This is a genomic window from Sinomonas sp. ASV322, from assembly GCF_030908245.1.
Lineage (GTDB): Bacteria > Actinomycetota > Actinomycetes > Actinomycetales > Micrococcaceae > Sinomonas.
On the sequence record NZ_JAVFJJ010000004.1, the window covers coordinates 155,567 to 182,414 of the forward strand.

General features: G+C 68.9%; 30 protein-coding genes and 2 tRNA genes. 17 read left to right on the forward strand and 15 right to left on the reverse strand.

Annotated elements, in window-relative coordinates; translation table 11 throughout:
* Positions 1-20 precede the first annotated feature (20 nt).
* From RBS12_RS07385 to RBS12_RS07410, 6 genes are all read right to left on the reverse strand, one after another.
* On the reverse strand, positions 21-1,544 hold the full coding sequence (locus RBS12_RS07385) for an amino acid permease (RefSeq protein ID WP_307965431.1): 1,524 nt from the start codon (positions 1,542-1,544) through the stop codon (positions 21-23).
* A 72-nt stretch (positions 1,545-1,616) separates the two neighbouring features.
* Entirely contained in the window at positions 1,617-3,068 is a 1,452-nt protein-coding gene (locus RBS12_RS07390) for an aspartate ammonia-lyase (RefSeq protein WP_307965432.1), read from the reverse strand.
* Positions 3,069-3,133: 65 nt separating this feature from the next.
* Positions 3,134-4,210 carry an asparaginase gene (locus RBS12_RS07395; protein ID WP_307965433.1) on the reverse strand — a complete coding sequence of 359 codons (1,077 nt, stop codon included), beginning with the start codon at positions 4,208-4,210 and terminating at the stop codon, positions 3,134-3,136.
* Positions 4,211-4,291: 81 nt separating this feature from the next.
* Positions 4,292-5,023, reverse strand: coding sequence for a FadR/GntR family transcriptional regulator (locus RBS12_RS07400; RefSeq protein WP_373886492.1), 732 nt, complete (start codon positions 5,021-5,023; stop codon positions 4,292-4,294).
* Between the two features lie 53 nt (positions 5,024-5,076).
* Positions 5,077-5,934, reverse strand: a complete 858-nt coding sequence (locus RBS12_RS07405) for a fumarylacetoacetate hydrolase family protein (RefSeq protein ID WP_307965434.1) — start codon at positions 5,932-5,934, stop codon at positions 5,077-5,079.
* A 61-nt stretch (positions 5,935-5,995) separates the two neighbouring features.
* Positions 5,996-6,607, reverse strand: coding sequence for a DUF1684 domain-containing protein (locus RBS12_RS07410; protein WP_307965659.1), 612 nt, complete (start codon positions 6,605-6,607; stop codon positions 5,996-5,998).
* Positions 6,608-6,795: 188 nt separating this feature from the next.
* On the opposite strand from RBS12_RS07410, the gene RBS12_RS07415 reads away from it, so the two are divergent.
* Positions 6,796-7,593, forward strand: coding sequence for a hypothetical protein (locus RBS12_RS07415; protein WP_307965435.1), 798 nt, complete (start codon positions 6,796-6,798; stop codon positions 7,591-7,593).
* Between the two features lie 15 nt (positions 7,594-7,608).
* Positions 7,609-8,415: a transglutaminase family protein gene (locus RBS12_RS07420; protein ID WP_307965436.1), complete on the forward strand. Its 807-nt coding sequence runs from the start codon at positions 7,609-7,611 to the stop codon at positions 8,413-8,415.
* A 211-nt stretch (positions 8,416-8,626) separates the two neighbouring features.
* Here the strand turns inward: RBS12_RS07420 and RBS12_RS07425 are convergent, their stop codons facing one another.
* The 7 genes from RBS12_RS07425 to bcp all read right to left on the reverse strand — a co-directional run bounded on the left by RBS12_RS07425 (position 8,627) and on the right by bcp (position 17,707).
* On the reverse strand, positions 8,627-9,100 hold the full coding sequence (locus tag RBS12_RS07425; protein WP_307965660.1) for a MarR family winged helix-turn-helix transcriptional regulator: 474 nt from the start codon (positions 9,098-9,100) through the stop codon (positions 8,627-8,629).
* Positions 9,101-9,138: 38 nt separating this feature from the next.
* Positions 9,139-10,251 (reverse strand): LLM class flavin-dependent oxidoreductase, encoded by a 1,113-nt coding sequence (locus tag RBS12_RS07430; RefSeq protein ID WP_307965437.1) that lies wholly within the window; start codon positions 10,249-10,251, stop codon positions 9,139-9,141.
* 85 nt (positions 10,252-10,336) lie between these two features.
* Entirely contained in the window at positions 10,337-13,528 is a 3,192-nt protein-coding gene (locus RBS12_RS07435; RefSeq protein ID WP_307965438.1) for an efflux RND transporter permease subunit, read from the reverse strand.
* Positions 13,529-13,617: 89 nt separating this feature from the next.
* Positions 13,618-15,108 carry a malate:quinone oxidoreductase gene (locus RBS12_RS07440; protein ID WP_307965439.1) on the reverse strand — a complete coding sequence of 497 codons (1,491 nt, stop codon included), beginning with the start codon at positions 15,106-15,108 and terminating at the stop codon, positions 13,618-13,620.
* 132 nt (positions 15,109-15,240) lie between these two features.
* Positions 15,241-16,911, reverse strand: a complete 1,671-nt coding sequence (locus RBS12_RS07445) for an ABC transporter substrate-binding protein (protein WP_307965440.1) — start codon at positions 16,909-16,911, stop codon at positions 15,241-15,243.
* Between the two features lie 79 nt (positions 16,912-16,990).
* A tRNA-Leu gene (locus tag RBS12_RS07450) sits at positions 16,991-17,075 on the reverse strand.
* 125 nt (positions 17,076-17,200) lie between these two features.
* Positions 17,201-17,707 (reverse strand): thioredoxin-dependent thiol peroxidase, encoded by a 507-nt coding sequence (bcp, locus tag RBS12_RS07455; RefSeq protein WP_307965441.1) that lies wholly within the window; start codon positions 17,705-17,707, stop codon positions 17,201-17,203.
* 166 nt (positions 17,708-17,873) lie between these two features.
* Between bcp and RBS12_RS07460 the strand changes: the two genes are divergently transcribed.
* A tRNA-Lys gene (locus tag RBS12_RS07460) sits at positions 17,874-17,946 on the forward strand.
* Here RBS12_RS07460 and RBS12_RS07465 read toward each other — a convergent pair.
* The gene (locus RBS12_RS07465; RefSeq protein WP_307965442.1) at positions 17,912-18,223 is read right to left on the reverse strand and encodes a helix-turn-helix transcriptional regulator; all 312 of its coding nucleotides are present in this window, start codon (positions 18,221-18,223) and stop codon (positions 17,912-17,914) included. The two genes, RBS12_RS07460 and RBS12_RS07465, sit on opposite strands and share 35 nt — an antisense overlap.
* A gap of 158 nt (positions 18,224-18,381) precedes the next feature.
* Between RBS12_RS07465 and RBS12_RS07470 the strand changes: the two genes are divergently transcribed.
* Both RBS12_RS07470 and RBS12_RS07475 read left to right on the forward strand, forming a co-directional pair.
* Positions 18,382-18,609: a helix-turn-helix transcriptional regulator gene (locus tag RBS12_RS07470; RefSeq protein ID WP_307965443.1), complete on the forward strand. Its 228-nt coding sequence runs from the start codon at positions 18,382-18,384 to the stop codon at positions 18,607-18,609.
* A 127-nt stretch (positions 18,610-18,736) separates the two neighbouring features.
* Entirely contained in the window at positions 18,737-18,862 is a 126-nt protein-coding gene (locus RBS12_RS07475; protein ID WP_307965444.1) for a hypothetical protein, read from the forward strand.
* A 12-nt stretch (positions 18,863-18,874) separates the two neighbouring features.
* Here RBS12_RS07475 and RBS12_RS07480 read toward each other — a convergent pair whose 3' ends face one another.
* A complete protein-coding gene (locus RBS12_RS07480; protein WP_307965445.1) occupies positions 18,875-19,465 on the reverse strand; it encodes a hypothetical protein in 591 nt (196 codons plus the stop codon).
* 93 nt (positions 19,466-19,558) lie between these two features.
* On the opposite strand from RBS12_RS07480, the gene RBS12_RS07485 reads away from it, so the two are divergent.
* The 12 genes from RBS12_RS07485 (at position 19,559) to RBS12_RS07540 (ending at position 26,725) form a co-directional block, all read left to right on the forward strand.
* On the forward strand, positions 19,559-19,954 hold the full coding sequence (locus RBS12_RS07485) for a hypothetical protein (RefSeq protein ID WP_307965446.1): 396 nt from the start codon (positions 19,559-19,561) through the stop codon (positions 19,952-19,954).
* Positions 19,951-20,238, forward strand: a complete 288-nt coding sequence (locus RBS12_RS07490; protein WP_307965447.1) for a hypothetical protein — start codon at positions 19,951-19,953, stop codon at positions 20,236-20,238. The genes RBS12_RS07485 and RBS12_RS07490 overlap by 4 nt, the downstream gene beginning before the upstream one ends.
* The gene (locus RBS12_RS07495; RefSeq protein ID WP_307965448.1) at positions 20,235-20,822 is read left to right on the forward strand and encodes a hypothetical protein; all 588 of its coding nucleotides are present in this window, start codon (positions 20,235-20,237) and stop codon (positions 20,820-20,822) included. Before RBS12_RS07490 ends, RBS12_RS07495 begins: the two co-directional genes overlap by 4 nt.
* Complete coding sequence (locus tag RBS12_RS07500) at positions 20,819-21,124, forward strand: hypothetical protein (protein ID WP_307965449.1); 306 nt, start codon at positions 20,819-20,821, stop codon at positions 21,122-21,124. Before RBS12_RS07495 ends, RBS12_RS07500 begins: the two co-directional genes overlap by 4 nt.
* Positions 21,121-21,603, forward strand: a complete 483-nt coding sequence (locus tag RBS12_RS07505) for a hypothetical protein (RefSeq protein WP_307965450.1) — start codon at positions 21,121-21,123, stop codon at positions 21,601-21,603. The genes RBS12_RS07500 and RBS12_RS07505 overlap by 4 nt, the downstream gene beginning before the upstream one ends.
* Positions 21,600-23,075: a ParB/RepB/Spo0J family partition protein gene (locus RBS12_RS07510; RefSeq protein ID WP_307965451.1), complete on the forward strand. Its 1,476-nt coding sequence runs from the start codon at positions 21,600-21,602 to the stop codon at positions 23,073-23,075. Before RBS12_RS07505 ends, RBS12_RS07510 begins: the two co-directional genes overlap by 4 nt.
* Before the next feature lie 12 nt (positions 23,076-23,087).
* Positions 23,088-23,816: a hypothetical protein gene (locus tag RBS12_RS07515; protein ID WP_307965452.1), complete on the forward strand. Its 729-nt coding sequence runs from the start codon at positions 23,088-23,090 to the stop codon at positions 23,814-23,816.
* A gap of 1 nt (position 23,817) precedes the next feature.
* Positions 23,818-24,084, forward strand: a complete 267-nt coding sequence (locus RBS12_RS07520; RefSeq protein ID WP_307965453.1) for a hypothetical protein — start codon at positions 23,818-23,820, stop codon at positions 24,082-24,084.
* A 73-nt stretch (positions 24,085-24,157) separates the two neighbouring features.
* Entirely contained in the window at positions 24,158-24,388 is a 231-nt protein-coding gene (locus RBS12_RS07525) for a hypothetical protein (protein WP_307965454.1), read from the forward strand.
* Positions 24,389-24,404: 16 nt separating this feature from the next.
* Positions 24,405-24,722 carry a hypothetical protein gene (locus tag RBS12_RS07530; RefSeq protein ID WP_307965455.1) on the forward strand — a complete coding sequence of 106 codons (318 nt, stop codon included), beginning with the start codon at positions 24,405-24,407 and terminating at the stop codon, positions 24,720-24,722.
* 213 nt (positions 24,723-24,935) lie between these two features.
* A complete protein-coding gene (locus RBS12_RS07535) occupies positions 24,936-26,102 on the forward strand; it encodes a hypothetical protein (protein ID WP_307965456.1) in 1,167 nt (388 codons plus the stop codon).
* Entirely contained in the window at positions 26,099-26,725 is a 627-nt protein-coding gene (locus RBS12_RS07540) for a hypothetical protein (protein WP_307965457.1), read from the forward strand. The genes RBS12_RS07535 and RBS12_RS07540 overlap by 4 nt, the downstream gene beginning before the upstream one ends.
* Positions 26,726-26,848: the final 123 nt, after the last annotated feature.

Below are 26,848 nucleotides of genomic sequence, written 5' to 3' on the forward strand. Positions count from 1 at the left end.
GGCCTGTGCCGGAGAAGTGATTATCGCTGCTTCGGGGACGGCCGGTTGGCGATGACGGGGGCGGTTCCGGTGTAGCCGTCGCGGGCGGCAGCGATGGCGCGGATGCGGTCGCGGCTCGCGTACCAGCCGATGACCATGAGGACGACGGCGATGCCGGTGGTGAGGAGGGTCCAGGGGGAGTCGGCGAGGATCATGACGAGGACGACGACGAGGAACGCGAGCGTGACGTAGCCCGTGTAGGGGGCGCCGGGCATCCGGAACGCGGGGCGGGTGGTCCATCCCTTCTTGGCCCAGCGCTGGAGGGCGATCTGGCAGAGGACGATGGTGGCCCAGGTGCTGATGATCCCGACCGAGGCCACGTTCAGGACGATCTCGAACGCGTCGGAGGGCACGAGGTAGTTCAGCGGCACGCCCAGCAGCGAGACTACGGCGGTGATCGCGATGCCGCCGTAGGGCACGCCGGCCTTGTTCATCCGGAGCGCGAACTTGGGGGCGGAGCCGGCGGCGGCCATGGAGCGCAGGATGCGCCCGGTGGAGTAGAGGCCGGCGTTGAGGGAGGACAGGGAGGCGGTGAGGACGACGAGGTTCATAATGACGTCGACGCCGCCGACGCCGATGTGCCCGAAGAACGTCACGAACGGGCTGATGCCCTTCTGGTAGTCCGTGTACGGGAGCAGGAGGGAGAGCAGGATGACGGAGCCGACGTAGAACACGGCGATGCGGGCCACGACCGAGTTGATGGCCTTGGGCATGACCTTGGCCGGGTTCTCCGTCTCCCCGGCGGCGGTGCCGACGAGCTCGACGGAGGCGTAGGCGAACACGACGCCCTGCATGAGCAGGATCATCGGCGCCAAGCCGGTCGGGAAGAGGCCGCCGTGGTCGGCGATGAGGCTGAACCCGGTCGGGGAGCCGGTGGGGGTGCCGAAGGCCACGAAGTAGATTCCGATCACGAGGAAGCCCACGAGGGCGGCGACCTTGATCAGGGCGAACCAGAACTCCATCTCACCGAAGACCTTGACCGAGACCAGGTTCAGGGCCAGGACCAGGCACAGGGCGATCAGGGCCCAGGCCCACTGCGGCACGGCGGCGATCCACGGCACGTAGCGGCCGAAGAAGTTCATGTACAGGGCGGCGGCGGTGGTGTCCACGATCGTGGTCATGGCCCAGTTGATCCAGTAGAACCAGCCGGAGACGTAGGCGGCCTTCTCGCCGAAGAACTCGCGGGCGTAGGAGACGAACGAGCCCGACGACGGCCGGTGGAGCACGAGCTCGCCGAGGGCCCGCAGGATCAGGAACACAAACGCGCCGCAGATCGCGTAGGAGAGCACGAGCGAGGGCCCGGCCGCGGCCAGGCGCCCGCCCGCGCCGAGGAACAGGCCCGTGCCGATCGCGCCGCCGATCGCGATCATCTGGATCTGGCGGGCCTTGAGGCCCTTGTGGTAGCCGGCGTCCTCGGCGTGGATGACGTGGTCGGCCGAATGCGCGTGGCCGCCGTCCTCGAGATGGTCGGGAACAGGGTTCTGGGCAGAGTCAAGCGAGGACATTGCTGTCCTTTCTCGGGAAGGTGATACGGGAGGGGGAGGGTGGTACGGGAGGTGTGGGTGAGGCGCCCTGAATCAGGCGGTGAGGTTCGCGAGCCGCTCGGGCTTGAGCAGCTCTTCGAGGCGTTCGGCCGTGAGGAGCCCGCGCTCGAGCACGAGCTCCGCCACGCCGCGACCGGTCGCGAGCGCCTCCTGGGCGATCGACGTCGCGGCGGCGTAGCCGAGGTAAGGGTTGAGGGCCGTCACGAGCCCGATCGAGTGCTCGACGCTCGCGCGCAGCCGCTCGTCGTTGGCCGTGATGCCGCGCACGCAGCGCGCCGTGAGCGTGCGGCACGCGGCCTCGAGGTGCGTGATGCTCTTGTGGAGGCTGTGCACGATGATCGGCTCGAACGCGTTGAGCTGGAGCTGACCGGCCTCGGCGGCCATCGTGATGGTCACGTCGTTGCCGATCACCTCGTAGGCGACCTGGCTGACCACTTCCGGAATCACCGGATTGATCTTGCCGGGCATGATCGACGACCCCGACTGGACGGCCGGCAGATTGATCTCGCCGAGGCCCGCGCGGGGACCTGACGAGAGCAGCCGAAGGTCGTTGCAGATCTTCGAGAGCTTGACGGCAACGCGCTTGAGGACACCCGACAGGTGCACGAATGCGCCCATGTCCTGGGTGGCCTCGATGAGGTCGGGCGCGGTCACGAGGGGGAGGCCCGTGGCCTCGCCGAGATGACGGCACGCGGCCTCCGCGTAGCCCGCGGGGGCGTTGAGGCCCGTGCCGATCGCGGTGGCCCCGAGGTTGATCTCGTGGACGAGTTTCGAGGCCTCCCGCAGCCGCTCGCGATCCTCGCCGATCGTCACGGCGTAGGTCCCGAACTCCTGTCCGAGCGTCATGGGCACGGCGTCCTGGAGCTGGGTGCGGCCCATCTTGACTACCGTGCGGAACTCGGCGGCTTTTTCCGCAAACGAATCTTCGAGCTCGGTGAGCGCCGCGAGGAGCTCCTCGATCCCGAAGACCGTCGCGACGCGCACGGCCGTCGGGTACACGTCGTTCGTGGACTGGCTCAGGTTGACGTGGTCGTTCGGGTGGAGGGCCGCATAGTCGCCCTTATCGCGGCCGAGGAGCTCGAGGGCGCGGTTCGCGATGACCTCGTTCGCGTTCATGTTCGACGACGTGCCGGCCCCGCCCTGCACGACGTCGACGACGAACTGGTCCCCGAGCCTGCCGCCGAGGACTTCGAAGCACGCCTCCTCGATCACGGCCCCACGCTCGGCGTCGAGGAGCCCGAGCTCCTGATTGGCTCGGGCGGCCGCGAGCTTGACCGCCGCGAGTCCGCGCACGAGGTGCGGATTCGTCGAGAGCGGCTGGCCCGTGATCGGGAAATTCTCGACGGCGCGCAGCGTGTGCACGCCCCAATAGGCGTCGGCGGGGATCTCCCGGTCGCCGAGCAGGTCGTGGTCGAGGCGGTAGCCGCGTCCGCGACTCTGGTCTGCGAGCTGCTCTTCGGTGAGCGTCCCAGTCGCGAAGGTCATGAGGAGGCCTTTCGTGCAGTGGCGATACGTGTGGCTGGTGGGAGGTGGGGTAAGGATTGGGTGGGTCAGGCGCGGGAGAAGGCGCTCTCAAGCGCTGCGAACGTGCCGACGGGCCGGCCGCCGCCCAGCACGGGGGACTCGGCGAGCGGGGACAAGGCTCCGCCGGGGGCGGCCTCGGCGATACCGAGGGCCTTGAGGGTGCGGACGGCGACGGGCATGCGGGCGCGGTCCCCGCCGTCGGAGATCTTGACCGCGACGGCGTGCCCGTCGGGCAGGCCCACGAGCTGGACGCCCTCGAACCCGTCCTTGGCCACGGCGCCGGGAAGGAGCCGCATGAGACGGGCGACGTCGCGGCCTTCGCCCGCGACCATCTCGGGGTGCGCGGACATCGCGCGGGCGACGGCGGCCTCGGCACCCGGGTGAGCGGCGCCGTCGTCGTTCGCCCCCGCGAGGGCGAGCCTTCCGTAGGCGCGCGCCATGCCCGCGAGGCTCACGGCGGGGAGCGGCGTCCCGCAGCCGTCGGTCGTCCACGCGCTGGGGTCTTCGCCGGTCAGCTCCGCGACGGTGGCCGCGACGAGCCGCTGGAGCGGGTGCTCGGGGTCGAGGTAGCCCGCGACCGACCAGCCGTTGAGCGTGCACACGGCCGCCATCGCGGCGTGCTTGCCGGAGCAGTTCTGGCACACGCGGTCCGCGTAGCCGCCGGAGCGCAGCCAGGCTTCGCGTTCGGCGACTCCGTACGGCAGGTCGGCCGTGTTCTCGAGCGAGGTGACATCGAGCCCGTGCAGGCTGAGGATGCGCAGCGTCCCCTTGCGGTGTTCCGCCGCGCCACTGTGGCTCGCCGCGGCAAGGGCGAGGAGCTCCGACGGGACGCTCAGGCCCGCGCGGACCAGGGCGACGGCCTGAAGCGGCTTGAGGGCCGAGCGCGGATAGAACAGCGCGCTCGCGTCCCCGGCCTCCCAGATGAGACGCCCCTCGGCATCGGTCGCGGCGACGCTCCCATAGTGGACGCCCTCGACAAGGCCGCCGCGGGTCTGCACGGCGAGCGGGGCATGTGCCGGGAGGGCGGGCGGGAGATGCACCGTGGAGACCGGCGTCGCGGGCGAGTCGGACACCGAGGGGGCACTGTCGGAGGCGAAGGGCATGGCTCTTTCGGGGGCTGGGAGGGTGGGCTCGGAAATCGAGGGCGGGCCTGGGTTGGCGGCGGGCAATCGGGTGTGGGTGGGCTAGCGGTTCGCGAGCGTGCCGAGGGCGGCGTTCACGGCGGCGAGGTGTTCGGCCATCGCGGTGCTCGCCGCGTCGGATGAGCCGGCTTCGATCGCCGCGAGGATCTTGCGGTGCTCGACGTCGGACGCGCTCTTGCGGTCCGCGACGAGGTTGAGCGTCTCGGATTGGTGGGAGAGCGCGTCGCGGAGATCCGCGACGACGCTTTCGAAGACCTTGTTCCCGCTCGCGCGGGCGATGAGTCCGTGGAACGTCGCATCGAGGGCGACCCATGTGGCGGGGTCGTCTTCGAGGGCCATGTCCGCGAGGATGCCCTTGAGCGTGGCGAGGTCCTCCTCGCTCCGGCGGGTCGCCGCGAGTCCCGCGGCGGGCACCTCGATGTGGGGCCGGGCCTCGGTGAGGTCGCGGGCCGAATAGCGCCCGAGGACGAGGTCCCCCGAGACGCGGCCCGAGACAACGAACGTGCCCTTGCCCGTGTGCGTTTCGGTGAGTCCGAGGGCCGCGCACGAGCGGAGCGCCTCGCGGACGACCGAGCGGCTCACGCCGTAGCGGCTCGCGAGGGTGGATTCGGAAGGGAGCTTGGCGCCCACGGGAACGCCGCCGGACTCGATCTCGGCGCGCAGTTCGGCCAGCACGGCCTCGGCCGCGCTCATGCGGGCGAGGGGCCGGCGGGCGGCCGCGGCGGCTGAGGGCTCGTCCGCCTGTCGGAGTGTCCGGCTGTCTGACAGGTTCACGCCTCGACTATGGCACCCATCACACTCGGGTGTCAACCTGCTCGGGACATCGGCTAGGCAGACGGCGATGACACCGGCACCGCGATGACGCGGTTGCGGAGGGTGCCGATCCCGCCTACCGAACATTCGACGACGTTGCCCGCCACGATCGGGGCCGCCGCACCGGGGAAGCCGCTCAGGATGGCGTCGCCCGGGTGCAGCGTCATGAGCGAGCTCGCGTACACGAGGATTTCCTCGAGGCCCCAGCCGAGGTCGGCGATGCGCCCTGCCGGCAGCGGCTCGCCGTCGATCGCGACCCGCACCTCGGCGTCCGCGCCGGGGCGCCGCGTGACGATCCACGGGCCGAGCGGCGAGAACGTGTCCGCGCTCTTCGCGCTGATCCACAGCTCGTCCGTCGCCTGCGCGGCACGGTCGGTCACATCGTTGCCGATCGTGAACCCCAGAACGGCGTCCATCGCGGAGTCGAGCGTGAGGCCGCGGGCGCGCCGGCCGACGACGATCGCAAGCTCGGCCTCCGGCTCGACTCGGGAGTCCGCCGGGACCTCGATCGCATCGCCCTGGCCGATCACGCTCGTCGCGGCCTTGTGGAACGCCTGCGGCGGGAGCGCACGGCCCGCGGCCCCGGTGTTGTGGGCCATCCCGAGCACGTTGGCCGGCACACAGGGGGAGAGGAAGGCGAATGACGATTGGTCGACGACGTCGCCCTCCTCCCAGCCGGGCCGGCCCGGCGAGGCGGCGTTCGACGGCGACGCCGGGAACGGCGTGGTCGTCACCGTCCAGCGGCGTCCCTCGGGCGCCTCGAAGTTGTCGGCGTCGCACGCGACAAAGAACGCTTCGGGCTCGCGATCCGCCGGTGCATCGAGGGGGCGGACGCGCGCGATGCGCAGGGGAGTGCGGGAAGCCGAAGTCATTCGGACATCGTAGGCGTACGGGGCCCCGTCGTGCGGCCGTCCCGGAACGTCCCGACGAGGTTTACAGGAACGGGTACAGCTCGCCCACCGGCACGTCGGCGCTGATGCGGTTCTCCGGTCCGGGGAGCGGGCACGCCCACGCCTCGTTGTAGGCGCACGACGGGTTGTACGCGAAGTTGAAGTCGAGGACGTAGAGGGTTCCCTCGTCCGCGCCGGAGGCTTCGGCGGTCGGATCGGCGTCCCGCGCTCCGAGGAACGCGCCCTTGATCGTGTCGATGAGATAGCGCCCCGCTCCGTAGGAGCCGCCCGGGCGGCCCGCCGTCGTATCCCGGAACGGCACGAAGACGCCGCCTCCATAGCCCGCATGCTTCCAGGCCGCGAGACTGCCGAGGCCCGGAACCTCGAACGTTCCGAGCCGCACGAACGGGACCACGCCGTCGGTGCCCGTCTGCACCGGTCGCTCCTGCCCGGCGCCTTCGGCCGCGAGCGGGAGCTCGAAACGGAAGGCAGGGTCATAAGGTGCCACGCGCAGGCCGCGGAACGCCGCGCGGTCCGCCGGCAGGAGGGCGGAGGCGGGGTGGGCGCCGAACAGCGCATCCCGCTCGCGGCACCACAGCGCGTGGGCCTCCGACGACGACGGCGCCGCGCGCACCGCGGCGTACACGGCGAACATCCGCAGTCGCCAGTCCGCGATCTGGTGGGCTGGAATGGACAGCCCGGCCTCGCCGTCGTCCTGCTCCCACTGTGCTGTGCCGTTGGCGGCTGTATTCTCGCCGCCCGCGTTCTCGCTGTCCGTGCTTTCGCCTCGCTCGTCACGCATGGCGCCAGAGTACTCCGCGCCGGGTTCGCTAGGGTGGCTGTATGGCGTCTCGACTCCGCGTGATGGGATTCGCCCTCGCGACCTTCCTTGCCGCATCCTGTGCCGTCTCCACGCTCGCGGGGTGCGGATCCGGCCAGAACTCTCCCTCGTGGACCCCGGTCGGTCCGAGCGGTTCCTCCGCCGGGGCGGGCCCGACGGCGGGCGGCTCCGCGCGCGCCTCGGCGAGCGGCACGCCGTCGCCCGGCGCGACGTCCGCCGAATGGAAGACGTTCACGGACCCCGGGAAGGCGATCAGCTTCGAGCTGCCGGCCCAATGGATCGTCCAAGCCGGCCCCCCGGCCGCGGGGTCATCCTCGGGAGCCCTGCACTTCGACGTCAAGAAGGCGGACGGAACCTTCGTCGCGGCGCTCCAGACCGGCCTCCCCATCCCGAGCCAGGCGCCATGCGATCCGGCCCAGGCCAAGGCCTATTCGGTGCTCAACAGCCTGCCCGTGAGCGTGCCGTTCACAGATGGGCCGGATGCGATCTCGCCGCGTTTCGTGTTCAGGGTGATCCAGGGCTACAAGTACTTCGGCTCGTTCGGGCTCGTGGGTGTCCCCACGGCCGCGCAGGACGGGAAAGCGTGCCGCCTGCGGAACGTCGTGCCCGGTCCCGCGGGCGTCGGCGGGTACTCGTTCTCGGACGTGCTCGAGCTCGCTCCGCTCGCGCCGGAGGCCAAGGTTGCTCCCCTGCAATCTTTCGATACGCTTGCTCAGGCATCCGCATATGTTGAGGATTCGGGGGACTTTGCGGACGCCCAGCGAATGATCATGTCGCTGAAGTTCACGAAGAACTCCTAGCCCCACTGGAGCACCATGCTGCGCACTGTCGGCGCCCGCCTCTCCTTCACCACCGTGGCGCGGACGAAAGTCGCGATGGCCGTCGCCGCCGCGCGAAACCCCGGCTACACGTCCTTTGACGAAGACCTCTCCATCACGGTCGGCGGCGATCCTGTCCCGTGGCGCGAGCTCGTGGACGGGCACGGCGGGCGGTTCCACGTCTTCGAGCTCGAGGAGCCATCCGACGTCGAGGTCGAATACCGCGCCGCGATCGGAGGGCACGCCGAGCCCGAGCCCGTCGACGAGATGGCCCTCATCCGCTACGTGCGACCGAGCCGCTACGCCGAGAGCGACCGGCTCCTGCCGACCTCCTACGGCCAGTTCGGCTCTCTCGGGGGAGCCGACCTCGTCGCTGCCGTGCGGACGTGGGTGCATGATCAGCTCTCCTACGTGGCGGGCTCGTCGCGCGGGACCGACGGGGCCGTCGAGACTCTCCTGCACCGTCGCGGCGTGTGCCGCGACTACGCCCACCTCGCCATCGCCCTCCTGCGCGGCAAAGACGTCCCCGCGCGCCTCACGGCCGTCTACGCGCCGGGGCTCAAGCCCATGGACTTCCATGCGGTCGCCGAGGCCTACGTCGAGGGCGCATGGCACGTCATCGACCCCACGGGCCTCGCGCCACGCTCCCGGATGCTCCGCATCACCTCCGGCCGGGATTCGTCGGACACGGCGTTCCTCTCGACGGTCGGCGGGAGCCTCGCACTCCGCCGGCTTTCCGTCTCGGCCGAGGCAGACGCCGATCTCCCGCGCGAGGATCCCGAGCAGCTCCTCGTCCTCGCCTGAGCCGTTTGGGGGTCACGTCCCGTGGGTGTGGCGCGGTTTGGGGGTCACGTCCCGTGGGTGTGGCGCCGTTTGGGGGTCACGTCCCGTGGGTGTGGCGCGGTTTGGGGGTCACGTCCCGTGGGTGGGGCGCCGTTTGGGGGTCACGTCCCGTGGGTGTGGCGCGGTTTGGGGGTCACGTCCCGTGGGTGGGGCGCCGTTTGGGGGCGTTGGCTCAGAGCGGGTGGTGCTCGACGACGTGGTCGCGCAGCCGCCCGGTGAGCCGAGTGAGCTCGGCGAGCTCTCCGCCGTCGAGCGCCCCGCCCAGGAGCCGTGCGATCTCGCGGACGTGAGCGCGGCCGATCCGCTTCTGCGTCGCCCACCCCTCCTCGGTGAGCGCGATGAGCGTCCCCCGGCCGTCGTCGGGGGCCGCGCGACGGGTGACGAGCCCCTTCCGCTCGAGCCGCTCGACGAGCCGGCTCAGGCTCGACTGGGCGAGGAGCACGTGATCGTTGAGCTCGTTGAGTCGCAGCCCGCCCTCGGGACACCCGGTCAGGGTGAAGAGGACGTCGTACTCCTTGATGCCGAGCTCCTTGAAGGCGGGGTCTGCCTGGAGCCTCCGCATGACCGCGACTTGGGCCCGGAAGAGCGATTCCCACGCCTGGGCCGTCTCGCGCACTGATGCCGTCTCGCGCCCTGATGCCGTCACGCGAACCGGCGCGGTCTGCGCTGCGCGCTCGGATGGGGTCACCGCGTCGCCTCGGCTTCCGCTGGCTCGGCGGCCGCAGAGGCCGCGCGCTGTGCGACAAGCGCGGCGTGCGTCGGCCCCTCGGGAACGTCCGCGGGGCGACGCTCCTCGAATCCGGCCCGCAGCTGGGGGAGCACCTCGCCAAGGAGGTCGAGCTGCTCGAGGACGGTCTTGAGCGGCAGGCCCGCGTGGTCGACGAGGAACAGCTGGCGCTGGTAGTCGCCGAAGTAGTCGCGGAACGCGAGCGTCTTCTCGACGAACTCGTCGGGGCTGCCCACCGTGAGCGGCGTCTGGGCCGTGAAGTCCTCGAGCGACGGCCCGTGGCCGTAGACGGGTGCGTTGTCGAAGTACGGACGGAACTCCCGCACGGCGTCCTGCGAGTTCCTCCGGATGAAGAACTGCCCGCCGAGGCCGACGACCGCCTGATGCGCCTTGCCGTGGCCGTAGTGCTCAAACCGCTCGCGGTAGAGGTTGATGAGCCGGATGTAGTGCTCCTTGGGCCAGAAGATGTTGTTCGCGAAGAAGCCGTCGCCGTAGTACGCGGCGAGTTCGGCGATCTGCGGCGTGCGGATCGAGCCGTGCCACACGAACGGGGCCACGCCGTCGAGCGGGCGCGGGGTCGCCGTGAAGTTGTGCAGCGGAGTGCGGAACTTGCCGCTCCAGTCGACGACGTCCTCGTCCCACAGCCGGCGCAGGAGGGCGTAGTTCTCGATCGTGAGCTCGAGCGCGTCCTGGGGGTTCTTGCCGAACCACGGGTACACGGGCGCGGTGTTGCCGCGGCCCAGGACGAGGTCAGTTCGGCCGTCCACGAGATGCTGGAGTGTCGCGAAGTCCTCGGCGATCTTGACCGGGTCGTTCGTGGTGATGAGCGTGGTCGTGGTCGAGAGGATGAGGTGTTCGGTCTGCGCCCCGATGTAGCCGAGCAGCGTCGTGGGGGAGCTCGGGTAGAACGGCGGGTTGTGGTGCTCGCCCGTCGCGAAGACGTCGAGGCCGACCTCCTCCGCGTGCTTGGCGATCTCGACGATGGCCTTGATGCGCTCGCCCTCCGACGGCATATGGCCGTTCGTGGGGTCAAGGGTGACGTCGCCGACGCTGAAGATTCCGAACTGCATGATGACCTCTTTCCTCGGTTCATTCAGGATACATGCATTTGCATCTATCTCGAACCCGAGAGGCCGTTGGAATGTTCCCGCCAGGTCAATCCTTCGCGGCCCGGCGGCCCGTGACCTTCGGCACAGCACCCGTCGTCCAGTCGCCCGCGTCGTCGTCGTCGTCGTTCGTCGCGGCCGCCGGCGCCGGCCGCCGGGTCAGGTCCCGCAGCAGCCGGCGCCGCTCGAGCCGCCCTTCGACGAGACGGTAGAGCACCGGGACGAGGACGAGCGTCAGGACGGTCGAGGAGACGAGGCCACCGATGACGACGACGGCGAGCGGCTGCGCGATGAACCCGCCCCCGCCGGTGAGCCCGAGCGCCATCGGTGTCAGGGCGAAGATCGTCGCGAGGGCGGTCATGAGGATCGGCCGCAGGCGCTGGCGCGCCCCCTGTTCGATCGCGTCCTCGAGCGGCAGCGCCGGGCGCCGCCCGCGCGGCCGGCGGTACTGGTTGATGAGGTCGATGAGCACGATCGCGTTCGTCACGACGATGCCGACGAGCATGAGGAGGCCGATGAGGGCCGGGAGGCCGAGCGGGATGCGGGTCGCGAGCAGGAGGCCGATCGCGCCCGTCGCCGCGAACGGGATGGAGACGAGCAGCACGAGCGGCTGCAGGAGGCTCTTGAAGGCCGCGACCATGACGACATACACGATCGCGATCGCCGCGAGCAGCGCGAGGCCGAGCTGCTTGAATGACTCCGCCTGCTGCGATGCCGCGCCACCCACGGATGCCGTGGCCCCGCCGTCGAGCGCTAGGCCGGCGATGCGTTTCTGGACCTCCGCGCTCACCGACCCGAGATTCGTGTCCCCCGGCATGACCGAGACAGTCGCCGTCCGCTGGCCCGACGTGCTCGTGACCGTCACGGGCACGTCGACCGCCGTCACGCTCGCGATCGCACCGAGGGTGAGCCCCGGCTGGCCGGGAAGGGGCATGCCGCGCACGGAGTCGACGCTCGAGAACTGGGTTCCCTTGCCGATGAGCACCGGATAGTCGGTCGTGTCGATCCGGACCGTCCCCGCCGGCACGGGGCTCACGGTCGCAGCGAGGAGGGCTCCGACCTGCTGCTCGTTGAGCCCGGCCGCAACAGCCTTCGCGCGGTCCACGCTCACCTGGACGATGGGCTGCGCGGCCGCGAGATTGCTCGTCACCCCGGTTGCGCCCGGCACGTCTTTGAGCGCGCCGACGACGGCGTCGTTCGCGCGTCCGAGCGTGGCCGAGTCGGGCGCCTTGACCGTGACGTCGACGGTCGACGACGTCCCGAAGCCGCCCTGCTGGTCGCTCACCGTCACGGTGCCGGCCCCGCTCAGGCCGGCGACGGCGTTGCGCGCGCGCTGCTGGACGGCCGCCTGATCCGCCGACCCGTCGGTGATGACCGTGAAGCTCGCATTCGACGCGCCCGACGAGACGAACGCGCTGAAGCCGGTCGTCGAGTTGCCAATCGTCACCTGGACCGTCTGCACGCCTTCCGTTCCCCGCAGGGCGGCCTCGACCTTGGCGGCGGCTGTGCTGGTCGCGTCGAGGCTCGTGCCCGGCGGCAGCTTCTGCGTCACAGTGAAGCTGTTCTCGCCCGAGCGTCCGAGGAGGTTCGTCGCGAGGAGCGGCGTCATGGCGAACGTCGCGACGAGGACCAGGACGCCTGCGACGACCGTCCAGACCGGGTGTTTCTGGGTCGCCCGGAGGACCGGGAGATAGCCGCGCTGGAGCGCCGACTTCCTCTCCTTCACGTGGGCCTCCGCTTCGACGCCGGCGCGGTTCGCCGCTCCCGAGGACTTGTGGCCCAGGAACCAGTAGGCGAGCACGGGAACGATCGTGAGGGCGACGGCGAGCGAGGCGAGGAGCGCGATCGTCACCGTGAGCGCGAACGGGCGGAAGAGCTCGCCCGCGAGATTCCCGACGAAGGCGATCGGGAGGAACACGGCCACGGTCGTGAGCGTCGATGCTGTGACCGCGGCGGCGACCTCGCGCACCGCCGCGAGGATCGCCGTCGTCTTCTCCTCGCCGTAGCTCAGGTGCCGCTTGATGTTCTCGATCACGACGATCGAGTCGTCCACGACGCGGCCGATGGCGATGGTCAGCGCGCCGAGCGTGAGGATGTTGAGCGAATAGTGCGCCGCGAACAGCCCGATGAACGTGATGAGGAGCGAAAGCGGGATCGAGACGGCCGTCACGAGCGTCGAGCGGACCGAGAGAAGGAAGACGAGGATCGTCAGGACGGCGAAGCCGAGGCCCAGGAGGCCCTCGGTCGTGAGGTCCTTGATCGACTTCTCGATGAACGGCGCCTGGTCGAACACGGTCGTGAGCTTGGCGTTCGACCCGAGAGAGGATTCGAGGCCGGGGAGGGCGTCGCGCACGGCGTGCGAAATCGCGACGGTGTCGCCTTCGGGCTTCTTCGTGACGGAGAGCGCGAGCGTGAGCTTGCCGTCCGTGCGCGTGATCGACGTCGCCGTGTCGTCCTGGATCGCGACCGACGCGACGTCGCCGATCTTCGTGGGCTGCTTCGCGCCGGCGACCGGGAGCCCCTTGATCGTGTCGGTCGAATCGATGGGGCTGCCCGCCTGGAGGGACAGGGTGCGGCCCTGGTCGGTGATCGTGCCCACCGGGACGAGCGAGCCGTTGTTCTGGAGCGCGGTGCGGATCGCGGCGACGTCGACGCCCCGAGCTCCCATCGCGGCCGGGTCCGGCTGGATCTGAATGTGCCGTGTCGCGCCACCCGTGATGTCGACTCCGCGGACGCCCTCGATCTTCGACAGCGTCGGGACAGCCTGCTGGACGAGCTGGCCCTCGAGCTCGCTCAGGCCCTTGTCCGAGGACGCCGCGATGAAGACGATCGGGAAGTCGCTGATGCTGCCCGCGAGTGTATTCGGCTGCACGCCGGACGGGAGCTGCTGCTTCGCCGTCGAGATCGCGCGGTCGATCTGGTTGCGCGCCCGGTCGAGGTTTGTCCCGTAGGCGAAGGAGAGGCGGATGGTCGAGACGCCCGTGCGGGATGTCGACGAGCTGCTCTCGAGCCCCTCGACGGCCTGCAGCGCCTTCTCGAGCGGCTGGCCCACCTGCTTGTCGACGACGTCGGGCGACGCCCCGGCCATCGACGTCACGACCGTGAGCTGGGGGAACTCGATCGACGGGATGAGCTCCTGCTTGAGGCTCCCCGCCGTGATGACGCCGAAGACCGCGGCGAACAGCGTGATGAGCGCAATGAGCGCCTTGTTGGACATCGAGAGGCTCGCAAGCCGGAACATGTGTGCTGTTTTCCCCATATCGAGATATCGATCTATGGACGACGACGGCCCGCACCGTCCGTACGGTGCGGGCCGCCTTGGCCTGTGCTCTACTGGGCGGTGGCCGCGAGCTGGAGGGCTTCGGCCGTGGTGGCCGCGATCTCCGCCGCGAGCTCCGGGTTGTCGTTCAGCTTCACGCCGTAGCCCGGCATCATCTCGCGGAGTGTGTCCTCCCAGCCCCGGTACTGCTTCGGGAAGCAGCGCCGCATGAGCTCAAGCATGATCGGAACGGCCGTCGAGGCGCCCGGCGACGCGCCGAGCAGCGCTCCGACGGAGCCGTCGCGGGCCGTGATGACCTCGGTGCCGAACTGGAGCACGCCGCCCTTGTGCGGGTCCTTCTTGATGATCTGCACGCGCTGGCCGGCCGTGATGAGTTCCCACTTGTCGCCGTCCGCGAGCGGGAAGTATTCGCGCAGCGCCTCGACTTTGGCGCCGTGGCTCTTCGCGACCTCCTTCACGAGGTAGGCCGTGAGGTCCATGTTGTCCTTCGCGACCGCGAGCATCGGGACGATGTTGCTCGCGCGGATCGACAGCGGAAGGTCGAGGAGCGAGCCGTTCTTGAGGAAGTTCGTCGAGAACCCCGCGTACGGCCCGAACAGGAGGGACCGCTGGCCGTCCACGTAGCGTGTGTCGAGGTGCGGGACCGACATGGGCGGCGCGCCGACCGAGGCCTGGCCATAGACCTTCGCGTTGTGCCTCGCCGCGAGCGCCTCGTCCGTGCAGCGGAAGAACTTGCCCGAGACCGGGAACCCCCCGTAGCCCTTGCTCTCGGGGATGCCCGAGGCCTGGAGGAGATGGAGTGCGCCGCCGCCGGCTCCGATGAAGACGAACTTCGCGTGGATGCTGCCGCGTTCGCCGGACGCCGTGTGCTTGGTCGCGATGTCCCAGCCCCCGCGGGAGCGCTTGACGTCGCTCACGTCAGTTCCGTAGTTGACCTCGACGCCGCTGCGCGCAAGGTAGTCGACGAGTTCGCGGCTCAGGGTGCCGAAGTCGACGTCCGTGCCGGACGCGACGCGGTTCGCCGCAACGCGGCCGGGGCCGCGCCCCTCCATGACGAGTGGCGCCCATTCTGCGATCTGCTCGGGGTCCTCGCTGAACTCCATCTCGGAGAACAGCGCGTTCGGCTTGAGGGCCTCGAAGCGCTTTGCGAGGTAGTCCGCATGCGAGTCGCCGATGACGAAGCTCATGTGCGGAACCGTGTGGATGAAGCGCGTGGGGTCGCCGATGTTCCCCTCGCGCACAAGGTGGGACCAGAACTGCCGCGAGAGCTGGAAGCCCTCGTTGATGCCCAGCGCCTTTGCCGGGCTGATCGAGCCGTCCTCCGCCTGAGGCGTGTAGTTGAGCTCGCAGAAGGCCGCGTGGCCCGTTCCTGCGTTGTTCCACGGCCCCGAGCTCTCGAGCCCGACCGCCGGGAGGCGCTCGAAGAGCACGATGTTCCAGGCCGGTTCAAGCTTCTTGAGGAACGCCCCGAGTGTGGCGCTCATGATGCCGCCGCCGACCAGGACGACATCGGCGGACCGAGTGGTGGATATGAAGGTCACTGACTCTCCCTGCGCAAATGGACCACAGGCAGAATATCCCTCGCGAGGGCCCTTCTCTAAATCTCCGCGGGCCGCCGAGTCAAGGGGTCCGCCTCCACTTTTTTGCTGCGCTGTGCTCCTTGCGGCGCTCCGCTATGGGGTGACGGCGGCAGCCTTGAGCACCACGTGGTTGAAGGTCTCGTTCAAGACCGGCGACGTCGGGTAGCTCTCGACCCGCGAGGACACCGCGACGGCCGAGATCGGGAACGCAATCGGCACGGCGGGCGCGGTGCTCCCGAGCTGCGAGTTGATGCTCTGGTAGGCCTGCGTCCGGTCGGTGCCGTCGGCGAGGCCACGCGCGCGTTCGATCTTGCTGAAGAGCTGCGCGTCGAAGAAGCCGAACTCGCCGTTCTTCGCGCCGAACAGCGACGAGAGGAAGTCGTCCGGATCCGCGTAGGTCCCGTAGCGGCCGAGGAGGTGGAACGCATGGTCCCCCGGTGACGTGACTTTCTGGAGGTAGCCGTCCGACCAGTCGATCGGCACGGGCTTGATGTTGAGGCCCACGCGGGTGAGCTGTGCGCTGAGCTCGGCGTAGACCTTCTCGGGCGACGGAAGATAGAGGCGCGTGACGTTGAGCGGGTAGCAGAACTTGAGCTCTTCGCCCTTGTAGCCGGCCTCCGCGAGATAGCGCTTCGCCTTTTCGGGGTCATACGAGGGGAAGCCGCCAGCCTGATTGAATCCGCTGAGCTTCGGGGGGACGAACTGCGAAGCGGGCTTCGTGTCCTCGAGGAAGAACGGTCGGATGATCGCGTCCTTGTTGACCGCCATCGAGATGGCCTGCCGCACCTTCTCGTTCTGGAGGATCGGAACGGCCTGGTTCATGCCGAGGTAGATGATCGAGAATGGATCCCGGCGCACGACTTGGAGGCCCTTGCGGACGAGCGTCTCGATGTTGTCGATCGTGACCGCGTCGTAGCCGTCGATCCGGCCTTCGAGGAGGGCCTGGAGCCGGCTCTGAGTCTGATCGAAGACGACGAACGAGAGCTGGCCGATCTGGCCGCGCGTCCCCCAATAGTCAGACGACGATTCGAGGAGGATCCTGTCCTTGCCCCATTCTTTGAAGCGGAACGGTCCCGTGCCGATCGGGTGGAGCGCGTAGCGGGAGACTTTCGTGCCGGCCGATGCCTGGTCTTCGACGTCGGCCGCATCCGCCGAGAGCGCGGCGGGGGAGGAGATCGCGAAGCCGGGCGCAGTGAGTGCCTGCAGGAAGCCCGTGAGGGGCTGCGTGAGTTGGATCCTCACCTGATAGTCCCCGACGATTTCGCAGGATTTGAAGACGGACAGGGTCGGGGCGTCGGAGTGGGCCTTGAAGACGGCGGTGAACGGCAGCGTTGCATGGCCCGCGCGGAAGGCGGGGGAGAAGGAGAACCAGCGGTCGAAGTTGGCCTTGACCGCCGCCGCCGTGAACGGCGTTCCGTCGTGGAATTTCACGTTCTGGCGCAGAGCGAACGTGTACGACATCTGGTCCGCGCTCTGGATCCACTGTGTCGCGAGGGCGGGAGCGGGAGCCCCAGTCTCGGGATCTGTCGTCACGAGACCCTCGAGCACTTGGCGGGTGATTCGAAGGGAGTCGATGTCGGTCACGAGCGCGGGGTCGAGCCCGATGGGCGCCGCCGGGGTCGCGAACGTGAAAGATTCGGTGGGCGCCGTCGTGCTGTCGGCGCTCGGGGTGGGCTTCGGCCCGGGCGAAGGGGTGCACCCGCTGAGGAGGGCGGCGACCGCCGCTGCCTGGAGCAGGTCCCTTCGCCTGAAGCTGCGCGCCACGCCAACGCCTTTCCCGCCGCATGCCCGGCGCCCGATCCGAGGGTGTCGACCTGCTCGGCCGGTGGAAGCGGGCCGGAGGTGGTGCGCGAGGAGGGACTTGAACCCTCACGTCCGAAGACACAGGAACCTAAATCCTGCGTGTCTGCCAATTTCACCACTCGCGCGCGAGCCCCTGCGCCGGCAGCCGACCAGGTTGGCGCCGCGTGCTGGGGTCCTCGCCAGTCTAACTGGGAGTCTCACCACGGACGTGCACTCGACGCCACTGAGGTGGCCTCGGGAAGAGGGGCTCTCAGTGGTGCCCCATGGCCGACTCAGCCGTTCTGAGGTCGCGCCGCAGCTTGGCGACGTGGCCCTTGGCCCGCACGTTGTACTGCGCGAGTGCTATGCGTCCCTCCTCGTCGATCACAAACGTGCTGCGGATGAGGCCCTGATACGTCCGCCCGTAGTTCTTCTTCTCGCCCCACGTTCCGTAGAGGTCGGCTACCGCGTGCCCCTCGTCGGCGAGGAGCGGGAAGCCGAGACGCTGTTCGTCGGCGAACTTGACGACCGCCCTGGCCGGGTCGGGCGAGATGCCGACGACGGCGTAGCCCGCCCCGGCGAGCGACGCGAGACTGTCGCGGAAGTCGCAGGCCTGCTGGGTGCACGCAGGGGTGTCCGCCTCGGGATAGAAGTAGAGGACCGCCTTGCGTCCGCGCAGGTCGGCGAGGGCCGTCGTCCCGCCGTCGGAATCCGGAAGCGAGAAGTCTGGCGCGGGATCGCCGGAGGCGAGCCGGAAGGGGGCCGCTGAAGTGGTCATGCCGCCAGCGTAGCCGCGTGCCGACGGGGCCGTGAGAGCGGTGACGGAGAACACTCCCGTGGGAGTGTGTGTGGATTTCGCTCTTAGGCGGGAACCGTGTAGAGTTACATGTCGTTGCGGGGGACGCCGCGAGGTCCGGAAGGTCCGCGAGAGTCCCGCACGAAGCGCGCCTCTAGCTCAACTGGCAGAGCAATTGACTCTTAATCAATGGGTTCCGGGTTCGAGTCCCGGGGGGCGCACATCGATCGGGAGGACCCCGTCGCGATTCTGCGACGGGGTCCTGTCGTTTAAGCCCAACACCCACATGAGGTCGAAGCCGAGTGCGCGGTGGAGCGTATCAACTTCGTCGAAGCTCCACTCGATCTCGCCGTTCATGCGCCTCGAAATGACAGTGGGGTTCATCCCGAGCAAGCGCGCCGCTTCCTTCTGTGTCACGCGCTGCGCGGCGAACTGCATCCTGAGCCGGCGTGCGATGCCCTGGCTCCACGTCTCCTGAGACTCTGGCTGTGCGCTCATGGACGCGATACTACTTGCAGAAATTGCAACATTCAACCCAAATCAGCAACTATGCTCCCGTACTGTCATCAGCCATGTACATGATGCATGGAGATGTGACACGCCCATGAAGATGCAAAATTTGCATCTTCATGCATAACGAGCCTACGGTGTGGGGCATGGCCAAATCTCCCGAAGGCGTAGCTGCCAATATCCGAGCTGAGATCGCTCGATATGGGGTGACTCAAAGGTCGTTGGCGGACCAGCTGGGCATGCCGCCGAGCACCCTCTCGAAGAAGCTGAGTGGATCGACACAGCTTCTTGCGGTTGATGTCGAACGCATCGCCGAGGTGCTCGGCATCGCCGTCTCGAGCCTGTACGGCGAGCGGGCGCCCGCCGTCGCATAAGACCCCCGGCGCGGCCCGTGCAGCTTCCCCCCAGGCCGCGGTCCGCGCCGGGCATCACCCCCACGAAAAAGAAGGAACGCCCGGGCCGTTGCAGCGGCCCGGGCGTCACCCCTCAAAGGAGTCTCGAATGTCTAGGTTCGATCGTCTTGTGCGTAGGACCCCGCTATGGGTGTTCCCGATCGTGGGCGGCATCTGCGGCTCACTCGCGTTCGGCGTCGTGATGCTCGCGGTCAAGTGGATTTTCGGGTTGTGACGGGGGGCCAGGTCAGTGCTGCGAAGCCGGGAAGAGAACGTGCACGAGCAGACTCACCAGCGCGCCGCTGACGAGGCCGCCGGCAAAGCCAAAGAGCGTCAGCCGCCACTTGAGCGTGTTCTCTCGGTGTTCCTTCTCGGGTACGTCGCGGACGACCGGAACCGCCCGGAATCGCTGCCACCACGGAACGGGCTCGATGTGGTCTTTGGCGATCGCCTGGAGCATCTGCGCGTACCGCAGGACGTGTTCGCCAGAAGTCGAGCCGGCGACGAGGAGGTACCGACCCATGTGTTTGTTGTTCAGCTCGAGCGACGCCGCGTCGGCTTGGACACGGAGATTCCGGATCGGACGGGAGGTGTGGTTGAACATGTCCTCGACCGCCGTCGGACCTCTGAAGACGCCGCCGATCAGGTCCGTCCCCGTGTACGCGTGCTCGACTCCATAGGGCTCGAACGCTTTCCGGATCGCGTCGTCAAACCTCTCGAGCGCTTCTCGGGTCTTGAAGTGGTACCTCCCTCGGTACCGGCTCGCCGGTATCAGCTGGATCTCGCTCCATCTCCGCAGACGGTCGCGGTCGAGCCAGGTGTTCATCCGGAGCAGCATCGATTCCCCCTTGTCTCAATCCCCACGAAGAATGCCCCCAGCCGTTGCAGCGGCTGAGGGCGAAGGAAATCTCCCCACGAAAGGAAAAGTCCTGTGTCCATCGTACAGAACACCGCCCCGCGCCCGGGGCGTTGGATCACGGTTCCTGACGAGCCTCGCCCGGCGCGGACGTCGCGCGAGCTGATCGAGCGGGCCGAGCGCGCGCTTAGGACCGGTCAGCCGAACCTCGCGGCCCTCTACCTCCGACGCGCGGACCTCGCGAGCGACTATGAGCGGATCGACCGCTCGATCGCGCTCGCGGTCCTCCGCACCGGTGCCGGCATCGGAGGCCTGGTCGCGGCGTTCAGCCCGATCGCCGAAGCCGTTCGCTCGGCCCTCGCCAGCTTCACGAGGTTCCTTGAGTCCCTCGCTGGGGCGGTCAGTGACTCGATCGCCGGGGAGCTCGAGCAGGACGACTTCGCGCTCGCAGGATCAGGGGCCGCGTCATGAGCGCCGTGGATCTCGTGTACGCGGCCATGTACGAGGTGGCCGACGTCGACGCGGGCACGGCTGATCTCTTTGTCGAGGCTGAGCTCCGCTGGGTGGATGACGTCGTTGAGCTCGGCTGCCGCCCGACGGGCGAGAGCGCGCCGGTTATCGCGGTCGCGGAGGTCAGCGACAGGATCTGGGTCGAGGTCACCGCGCCGGTCAGGAGGATCGCGGGCAGCGTTTGGCCGGACGGCGACACGTATGAGACGCCGGGTCCGGACTGGCAGAAGAAGGCGGCGGCGTGATGCGCAACCTGTACTTCGGGTGCTGGGATCGCGACGACCTTCATCCCGAGCCGAGCGCCGAGCCCACGCCGTCGTCGGCCTCGGTGCCGTCAAGGCTCAAGGCTGAGGAGTCCCGCCGTGCAGCGCTCCTGTCGAACGCGGTGAAAGCGACCGAGCGGACCCGCGCGGCGCTGATCACGGTGCGGCAGTTCGACGGGACCGGCAACGCTATCCTCGCGGTGAATCATCTGCAGGGCTGCCACGGCGAGCTGCGCATAGCGATCCAGTCGCTGGTCTCGGACCTCGAGGAAGCGTACGAGCGCCTGCGCGGCGACGGCGGCGTTTCTCGCGGCCCGGAGATGAACGTCGTATACGTCGATGAGATTTCCGCGGTGGCCAGTGAGCGGCCCGCAGAGCCCCTCTCGGAGCCGATCCCAGCGCCTGCACCGCTTTCGGTGCCGTTGCAGCCTGAACCGAGCGTCTCAGCGGCCGGGGGCCGCATCTCTGGCGTGATCCTGGTGCCGGGCGTGCCGTCACCGGCCGATGTCGCGCGGGCCAAAGATGCGGCCCGGTCGAGGGCACTCCGGGCGAGGTGGGGCGCGTGAGCCGGGCGTACCGGGTCCGGAAGGACGCGACGATCCAGCCGATCGGGGAGCGCCCGCTGCGCCGCCGTGCGGCGCTGTCGTACCGGTCCGGGAAGCCAGCCGAGCTCGCAACCCAGCTGAAGGCGTATTGCCGGAGCGTGTGGCCGACGGCGGAGATCCGCGTCGATTCGTCGCCCAAGCACATCGAAGCGAACGGGACCGCTAAGGCCGACGGGTCGATCTTCGTCGACGGCGTGGAACGGGCCCACTACTTCCTGAACGATCCCGCCCCGAAGCTGGCAGAGCAGGAGGGGCTCCTGTGAGCGCCGAGTCCCGCGCGGCCGCGCGACGTCGCCGCCTCGCCCTCGTCTACGTCCCCGTGTTCGCCGTGGGCGCATTCATTGCCATCGCCGCGGCCGAGACCCTGGACGGGGCCTGGACCTTCGGCGCGTTCCTCATGGCCGCCGCGGTCGCCGGCGTCGCCCTCGATCTGGAGAAGCCCACCGTGAACGAGAAGCAAGACCAGCCCACAGCGGTCGACGTTTTCGACCTCGCCACCGGCCGCCATCCGGAGGCCGACGCCGCCCTTCTCCCGTTCCCCGAAACGCCGTTGGACGACACCCCGCAGGGCGGCGACGCCGAGTACGCCGCGGCGTTCGACGCCGTCCACGACGCGTACGACGCGGCCGGCGACGCGCTGGAGAACGGCGAGCTCGACCGCGCGGCCCATCACGCCCGGTTCCTGCTCGCGCACATCCGACACCTGAAGACTCTCGATGCCCAGGAGGCACAAGCCAGATGACCACTTTCGAGACGATCGAGCTCGCCAGGCTCGAAGAGCACCCGAAGAACCCGCGGAAGGACCTCGGCGACCTCGCCGAGCTCGCGATGTCGATCCAGGCCAAGGGCATCGAGCAGGCTCTCACGGTGGTCCCGAAGCCCGGGCACCGGACGAAGTACCTCGTGCTGGCCGGCCACCGGCGCCGCGCGGCCGCGAAGCTCGCCAAGCTTCGCATGGTCCCGTGCATGATCCGTGACGACCTCACGACCGAGGCCGCGCAGATCGAGTTCATGCTCGTCGAGAACGTCCACCGCCGCGACCTCACCGTCCTCGAGGAGGCCGAGGCCGTGCAGGGCCTCTTCGACCTCGGCCTCGACGAGGCCACGATCGCGAAGAACATCGGCCGCTCCCGCGAGCTCGTCCGCGGCCGGGCGAAGATCGCATGCCTCGGAGACGTGGCGAAGGACAAGCTCGAGAAGCGGACCCTCACGATCGAGATGGCCCTCGACCTGGCGGAGTTCGCCGACGACCCCGAGGCCACGGGGGCTCTCCTCGAGAAGACCCACTACAACCCGTGGGCGTGGAAGCACGAGGTAGAGCAGCTCCGCCAGATCCGGAAGGCGCAGGCGCTCGCCCCCAAGACCAAGGCGCGGCTGGAGAAGGCCGGCGCTGTCGTGGTCGAGAGGCTGGCGTTCGCCGCTCTCGACAAGGAAGGGCTCACTCTCAGCAACAGGTGGGACGCACGCGACGTCTACAGGGACTGGACAGAGGAGCAGCACATCGCCGCTGGCCACAAGGCCATAGTCGATTCCGCGTCCGGGGGCGAGCCCGTTTGGATCGTCCCCACCCCAAAATCCGAACAGGATGACGACGGCGAGGCCGAGCGCCCCGAGGTCGCGGAGGAGCGCGTGAGGATCCTCGCTGCGCTAGCCCCTGCCGCGAAGGTCCGCCGCGAGTTCCTCCGGGAGCAGCTCCTCAGCCCCGGCCCAGCCGTCCTGGAATGGGCGCGCGAGAAAGCCATCGAAGATCTCGCGCGGATCCTAGTCAGAAGCATTTGGCTCGAGTTCCTATTCGGCCTCTCGGCGAAGGGAACCGATTTCGACGCCGTGAAGGCCCAGCTCGCGGGACTGCCCGGTGAGACGATCCACATCCTCCGGCTCGTCTGCAGCCGTTTCGACATGAGCGAGGCCGCGCTCGCGGGCGGCGGCAATGCCCCCAGCTATGACCTTCTGGCGGCGTTCGGGTCCTCGTTCCCGGGAGGCGGGGACTGGGCTGCGGGCTATCGGGACTTCCTGACGGGGGTTCTCGGCTATGTCTTCCACCGGGCTGAGGCGGAGGCGATCGCGTTCCAGGCCGCGCGTCTCGCGGAGCGCGCCGCCGACGCCGACGGCGCCGAGGACGACGATTGGTGCCCGGTCTGTGATGAGGAGGCGGCTGAGGACGGCTCCTGCGGGTGCGACCGGGTCGCCGATAACGACGAGGGGGTGGCGTAGGTGATCCTCCACGTGAATACCCTCGATCTTCGCCGCGCGCTCCAGGCGTGCCTTCCGCACGTCGCGGACCCGGAGGCGTATCCGGCGCTCGCGGTGCTGCATTTCGTGGCGACGGACGAGAATCTCTTCGTCACCGGGGCGAACACGATCAGCCTCGGTCACGCGGTGGTGTCGATGTGGGACCACCGTGACCTGACCGGGGACCCGGACACGGACTGCTTCGATCTGTCCCCGGCGACAGCGAAGGAGCTCCTGACTGTGTTCAAGTCGGGCGGCGCGCCGGCATCCGAAGACGGGGTGGGGGAGTGCCTGCGGCGGATCACCGTCACTGAGGACAAGGTCAGTGTCCTGGACGTCTCGGGCCTGTTCCCCGGGAAGGCGTTCACGGTCCCGCGGGAGACGCGGGACGAGTACCGGGTCGGGTTCGCCCGGATGCTCCTGGAATGCCTCACGGCGGATTCTGTGGTCCCGGCCCGTCTCGCCGTCGCCGGCGCCGTCGTGAAGTGGTTCACGACGGCGGCGCTGGCCTACCGGGCGCCGCTGATGCTGGAGCCGACCGCGGACGAGCGGCGCATCCTGATCTCCTGCGGCGACAGCTTCCTCGGGATCCTCATGCCCATCCGCTCCGGCGACGAAAGCGAGCTCGCGCAGGACACCGCGATCGCCCGCCACGGCTGGCTGCACCGCCTCGTCCCGCTCCGAGATCACGGGGCCGGCAAGGCCCGGCAGGAGGCACACTGACATGGCCATATCCGAGCACAAGCCGCGCGAGCTCAAGAAGCACCGGCACCTGAAGCCGTTCAGCGCCAGCCACGAGCGGACTTGGCCGCGCGCCGGAGTCCGCCGCAACACCGAAGGGCACTGGCAGCTCGTCATGTGGCTCGAGCCCGACATCATGAGCGGCATCTACGCCGGCGTCTCGTTCAAAGACCGGGAAGAGGCGATCACTCTCGGCGGGACCATCGCTGGCGCCCACCGGACGGAGCACAGGATCGAGGCTGTCGCATGACCCCCGACCCCTCGCGCTGCGGCTCCTACGACAGCGTGATCAACCAGCAGACCGGCGAATGCAGGTGCTCCGATTGAGCCCCCTCACCGACGACGAACTGACCGACTGGCTCGTCGAGCTCCACAAGAACACCGACGCCGCCCATCAGGCCGCCGCGATCGCCACGGGAGACCTCAACACCCGGAACATGCTGATCGAAGCAGCCGCGCTCGCCCGGCGCCGTGAGCACTACCTGCGCTCGCGGGCCTTGGTCCCGGCGGCGTGCACCTGGTGCAGCCAGATCCGCGAGCTCTGCGACGACTGAAAGGAAAGGAAACAAGATGGCTAGGCCGCTGGACCTCGTCATGTACGAACGAGTCGCGGGCCCCGGCACGGGAACGTGGGACTTCATTTACCGTGACCCGGGCACCGGCTCTGAGCTCGACTACATCCATGACGGTTTCAAGCGCCTCACGGACGTCGAGCTCGCCGCCGAGTATTGGATGGCGCGCGACGACGCCGGGTACCGGCGCCATCGCGTCGACATGGGGAGCAGCGCCGGATCCGGGCTGAGTGCTGACGAGGCCGAGGATCTCGAACGCGTGATGTTCCGCTTCGCAAGATCCCCGCACTACGACCAGGACGCGGAGCATGGCTGAGCGAATGAACGCGAAGTATTCCGAGGTGCTGGTCCTGATTGGGTGGCACGCCCAGCAGGCCGCGCCCATCGCGGAACAGCTGCAGCACGACTCGAAGCCGTTCCAAGACCACCTCCAGCGCATCGTCGATCTCGCCGGCGTACTGGCCGACGCCGCGCTCACGGACAAGGAACCCACCGGCCTAGCCGGCGGCACGGAAGGAGACAACCCCGGATGGCCTGGGCCAGATTCGGCGACACGAGCGCGAACCACCCCACCGTGCTCGCCGTCCTCGAACACGAGGACGCAGACGACCGAATCGTCAACGAGCTCTTCGGCTTCGTCGCCCGCTGCTCAACCCAGTCCGCCGCACACCTGACCGACTACGTCATAAACCGCGGAACCGCGATCGCGCTCGCAGGCAGCATGGCCCGCGCGGACGCTCTGCTCAGGCTCGCGATGTGGGCCGGGTACATGGTCGAGGAGGAGGGCGTCGTCGACGGCCGGACCGTGAAGCTGTACCGGATAGTCGAGGACGAGGAATTCATCCACCTCCGCACGAGGGAGGAGATCGAGTGGGAGCGGCAGCGCAAGCGCGATAACTCGAACCCGGAGCTGATCGTCCCCGTCCGGCTCCGCGACGGCGACGGCTGCCGCTACTGCGGCTGCGTCGTCCGCTGGGGCGACCAGAAGAGCCCGCAGGGCGCGACGTACGACCACCGGAAGCCCCGGCGCCGCGCGGAGACGCCCGAGGATGTCGTCGTTGCCTGCCGTGCCTGCAACTCGGGCCGCAAGGACAACCCGAACGCGGATCTCGACTACCCACTTCTGCCGCCGCCGACCCGGGCCCGTTTCGCGGTGTCGACGGTTCAGTGGCTGCGCGAGCACGACTACGTCCGGCGCCTCGGCATCGAGGTACCGGAACCCACCGAGGCCCTGCGCCCCGGTGCCCACGCGGGCGACGGCTACTTCCGGCCCGCACCCCGCCCACGCGACTTAAGCAAGCCCGGGCAGGGCACAACAACGGCGGCGAGCGACCGCACCTCCGGCTCCCGCACGAACGAGGGCGACGGCACCACCGGCCCGACCGCTGGCAACGGCACCTCCGGCCAGCACAACCCCGGCGACGGCACCACCGGCCCGACCGCTGGCAACGGCACCTCCGGCCAGCACAACCCCGGCGACGGCACCTCCGGCCGGGACGGCGATTCAGCAGGAATCGAGCAGGATTGGCCAATTCTGACCAATCCTGACCAATCGCCTGACTCCGGAATCCGGAAAAGCCGGGACGGGACGGGTCGGGTCGGGAAGGGCAGGGGAGGGAAGGGGCGTAGCCCCGCCTCGCCCCCTGCCCCCATGCCCACGAAGCGATCGAGACCTAGGAGGAGGAAGAACAGATGACCGAGAGCCGAGTGCTGCCTGCCAACTGGAGGCTCGCCAAGCGGTACCCGGTCGTGGTGGACGGCCGTGTCCGCATGGTCCCTTATGCTCTGGCCCGTCGGGTCGTCAGGTTCTCGGGCTGGTGCGTCACCGGCCATGACGACGGGTCTGTGCAAGCAGAGCGCGGTTCCTGGCTGTGCTGGCGATGCCGCGACGACCTCCAGCGGGCTCTCCTCGGCATCGAGCGGTCGTGGCCGGCGCTCCAGGACCTGCTCCACCCGACGAAATCCGGCGGTCAGGTCGGGTCGAAGAGCGTCGATCCGGCCGTGCCGGTGGAGCTCGCGATCGTCGACGTTACGACCAAGATCGAACTCGCAGTCTCAGGGCTCGCGTCGCAGCTGCTTGAAGATCGGCCGGACCTACGACTCGCCCGGGGTCGGAATACAGGCACCATCGCCGGAGCGATCGGCCGATGGCATCTGACGTGGATCACGTCGCATCCGAGCTCGAGTCTCGTAGCGGACGGTCTGCCCGAGGTGTGGGATGCATGGCTGGCGATCCCACGCGACGCGGGCCAGCTTGCTTGGGTGCCGCCCATTAATCGTTGGATCGATCGTGCGAAGGAGCGGTGTGGTCAATCCTGAGGTGTGGGTCGACGTGGATTCAGTGATGATGCTCACGGGTTGGACGAGGCCCTATGTGCATAAACGCGCCAGTGTCGACGGGTGGAGAAGGGCCGGTACCAGGCCGCAGCAGTACCCTCTCAC

Coding starts and splice junctions, on each gene's coding strand:
- RBS12_RS07385 (WP_307965431.1), bottom strand. CDS start 1,544: ATGTCCTCGCTTGACTCTGCCCAGAACCCTGTTCCCGACCATCTCGAG.
- RBS12_RS07390 (WP_307965432.1), bottom strand. CDS start 3,068: ATGACCTTCGCGACTGGGACGCTCACCGAAGAGCAGCTCGCAGACCAG.
- RBS12_RS07395 (WP_307965433.1), bottom strand. CDS start 4,210: ATGCCCTTCGCCTCCGACAGTGCCCCCTCGGTGTCCGACTCGCCCGCG.
- RBS12_RS07405 (WP_307965434.1), bottom strand. CDS start 5,934: ATGACTTCGGCTTCCCGCACTCCCCTGCGCATCGCGCGCGTCCGCCCC.
- RBS12_RS07410 (WP_307965659.1), bottom strand. CDS start 6,607: ATGTTCGCCGTGTACGCCGCGGTGCGCGCGGCGCCGTCGTCGTCGGAG.
- RBS12_RS07415 (WP_307965435.1), top strand. CDS start 6,796: ATGGCGTCTCGACTCCGCGTGATGGGATTCGCCCTCGCGACCTTCCTT.
- RBS12_RS07420 (WP_307965436.1), top strand. CDS start 7,609: ATGCTGCGCACTGTCGGCGCCCGCCTCTCCTTCACCACCGTGGCGCGG.
- RBS12_RS07430 (WP_307965437.1), bottom strand. CDS start 10,251: ATGCAGTTCGGAATCTTCAGCGTCGGCGACGTCACCCTTGACCCCACG.
- RBS12_RS07435 (WP_307965438.1), bottom strand. CDS start 13,528: ATGTTCCGGCTTGCGAGCCTCTCGATGTCCAACAAGGCGCTCATTGCG.
- bcp (WP_307965441.1), bottom strand. CDS start 17,707: ATGACCACTTCAGCGGCCCCCTTCCGGCTCGCCTCCGGCGATCCCGCG.
- RBS12_RS07465 (WP_307965442.1), bottom strand. CDS start 18,223: ATGAGCGCACAGCCAGAGTCTCAGGAGACGTGGAGCCAGGGCATCGCA.
- RBS12_RS07470 (WP_307965443.1), top strand. CDS start 18,382: ATGGCCAAATCTCCCGAAGGCGTAGCTGCCAATATCCGAGCTGAGATC.
- RBS12_RS07475 (WP_307965444.1), top strand. CDS start 18,737: ATGTCTAGGTTCGATCGTCTTGTGCGTAGGACCCCGCTATGGGTGTTC.
- RBS12_RS07480 (WP_307965445.1), bottom strand. CDS start 19,465: ATGCTGCTCCGGATGAACACCTGGCTCGACCGCGACCGTCTGCGGAGA.
- RBS12_RS07490 (WP_307965447.1), top strand. CDS start 19,951: ATGAGCGCCGTGGATCTCGTGTACGCGGCCATGTACGAGGTGGCCGAC.
- RBS12_RS07510 (WP_307965451.1), top strand. CDS start 21,600: ATGACCACTTTCGAGACGATCGAGCTCGCCAGGCTCGAAGAGCACCCG.
- RBS12_RS07520 (WP_307965453.1), top strand. CDS start 23,818: ATGGCCATATCCGAGCACAAGCCGCGCGAGCTCAAGAAGCACCGGCAC.
- RBS12_RS07530 (WP_307965455.1), top strand. CDS start 24,405: ATGGCTAGGCCGCTGGACCTCGTCATGTACGAACGAGTCGCGGGCCCC.
- RBS12_RS07535 (WP_307965456.1), top strand. CDS start 24,936: ATGGCCTGGGCCAGATTCGGCGACACGAGCGCGAACCACCCCACCGTG.
- RBS12_RS07540 (WP_307965457.1), top strand. CDS start 26,099: ATGACCGAGAGCCGAGTGCTGCCTGCCAACTGGAGGCTCGCCAAGCGG.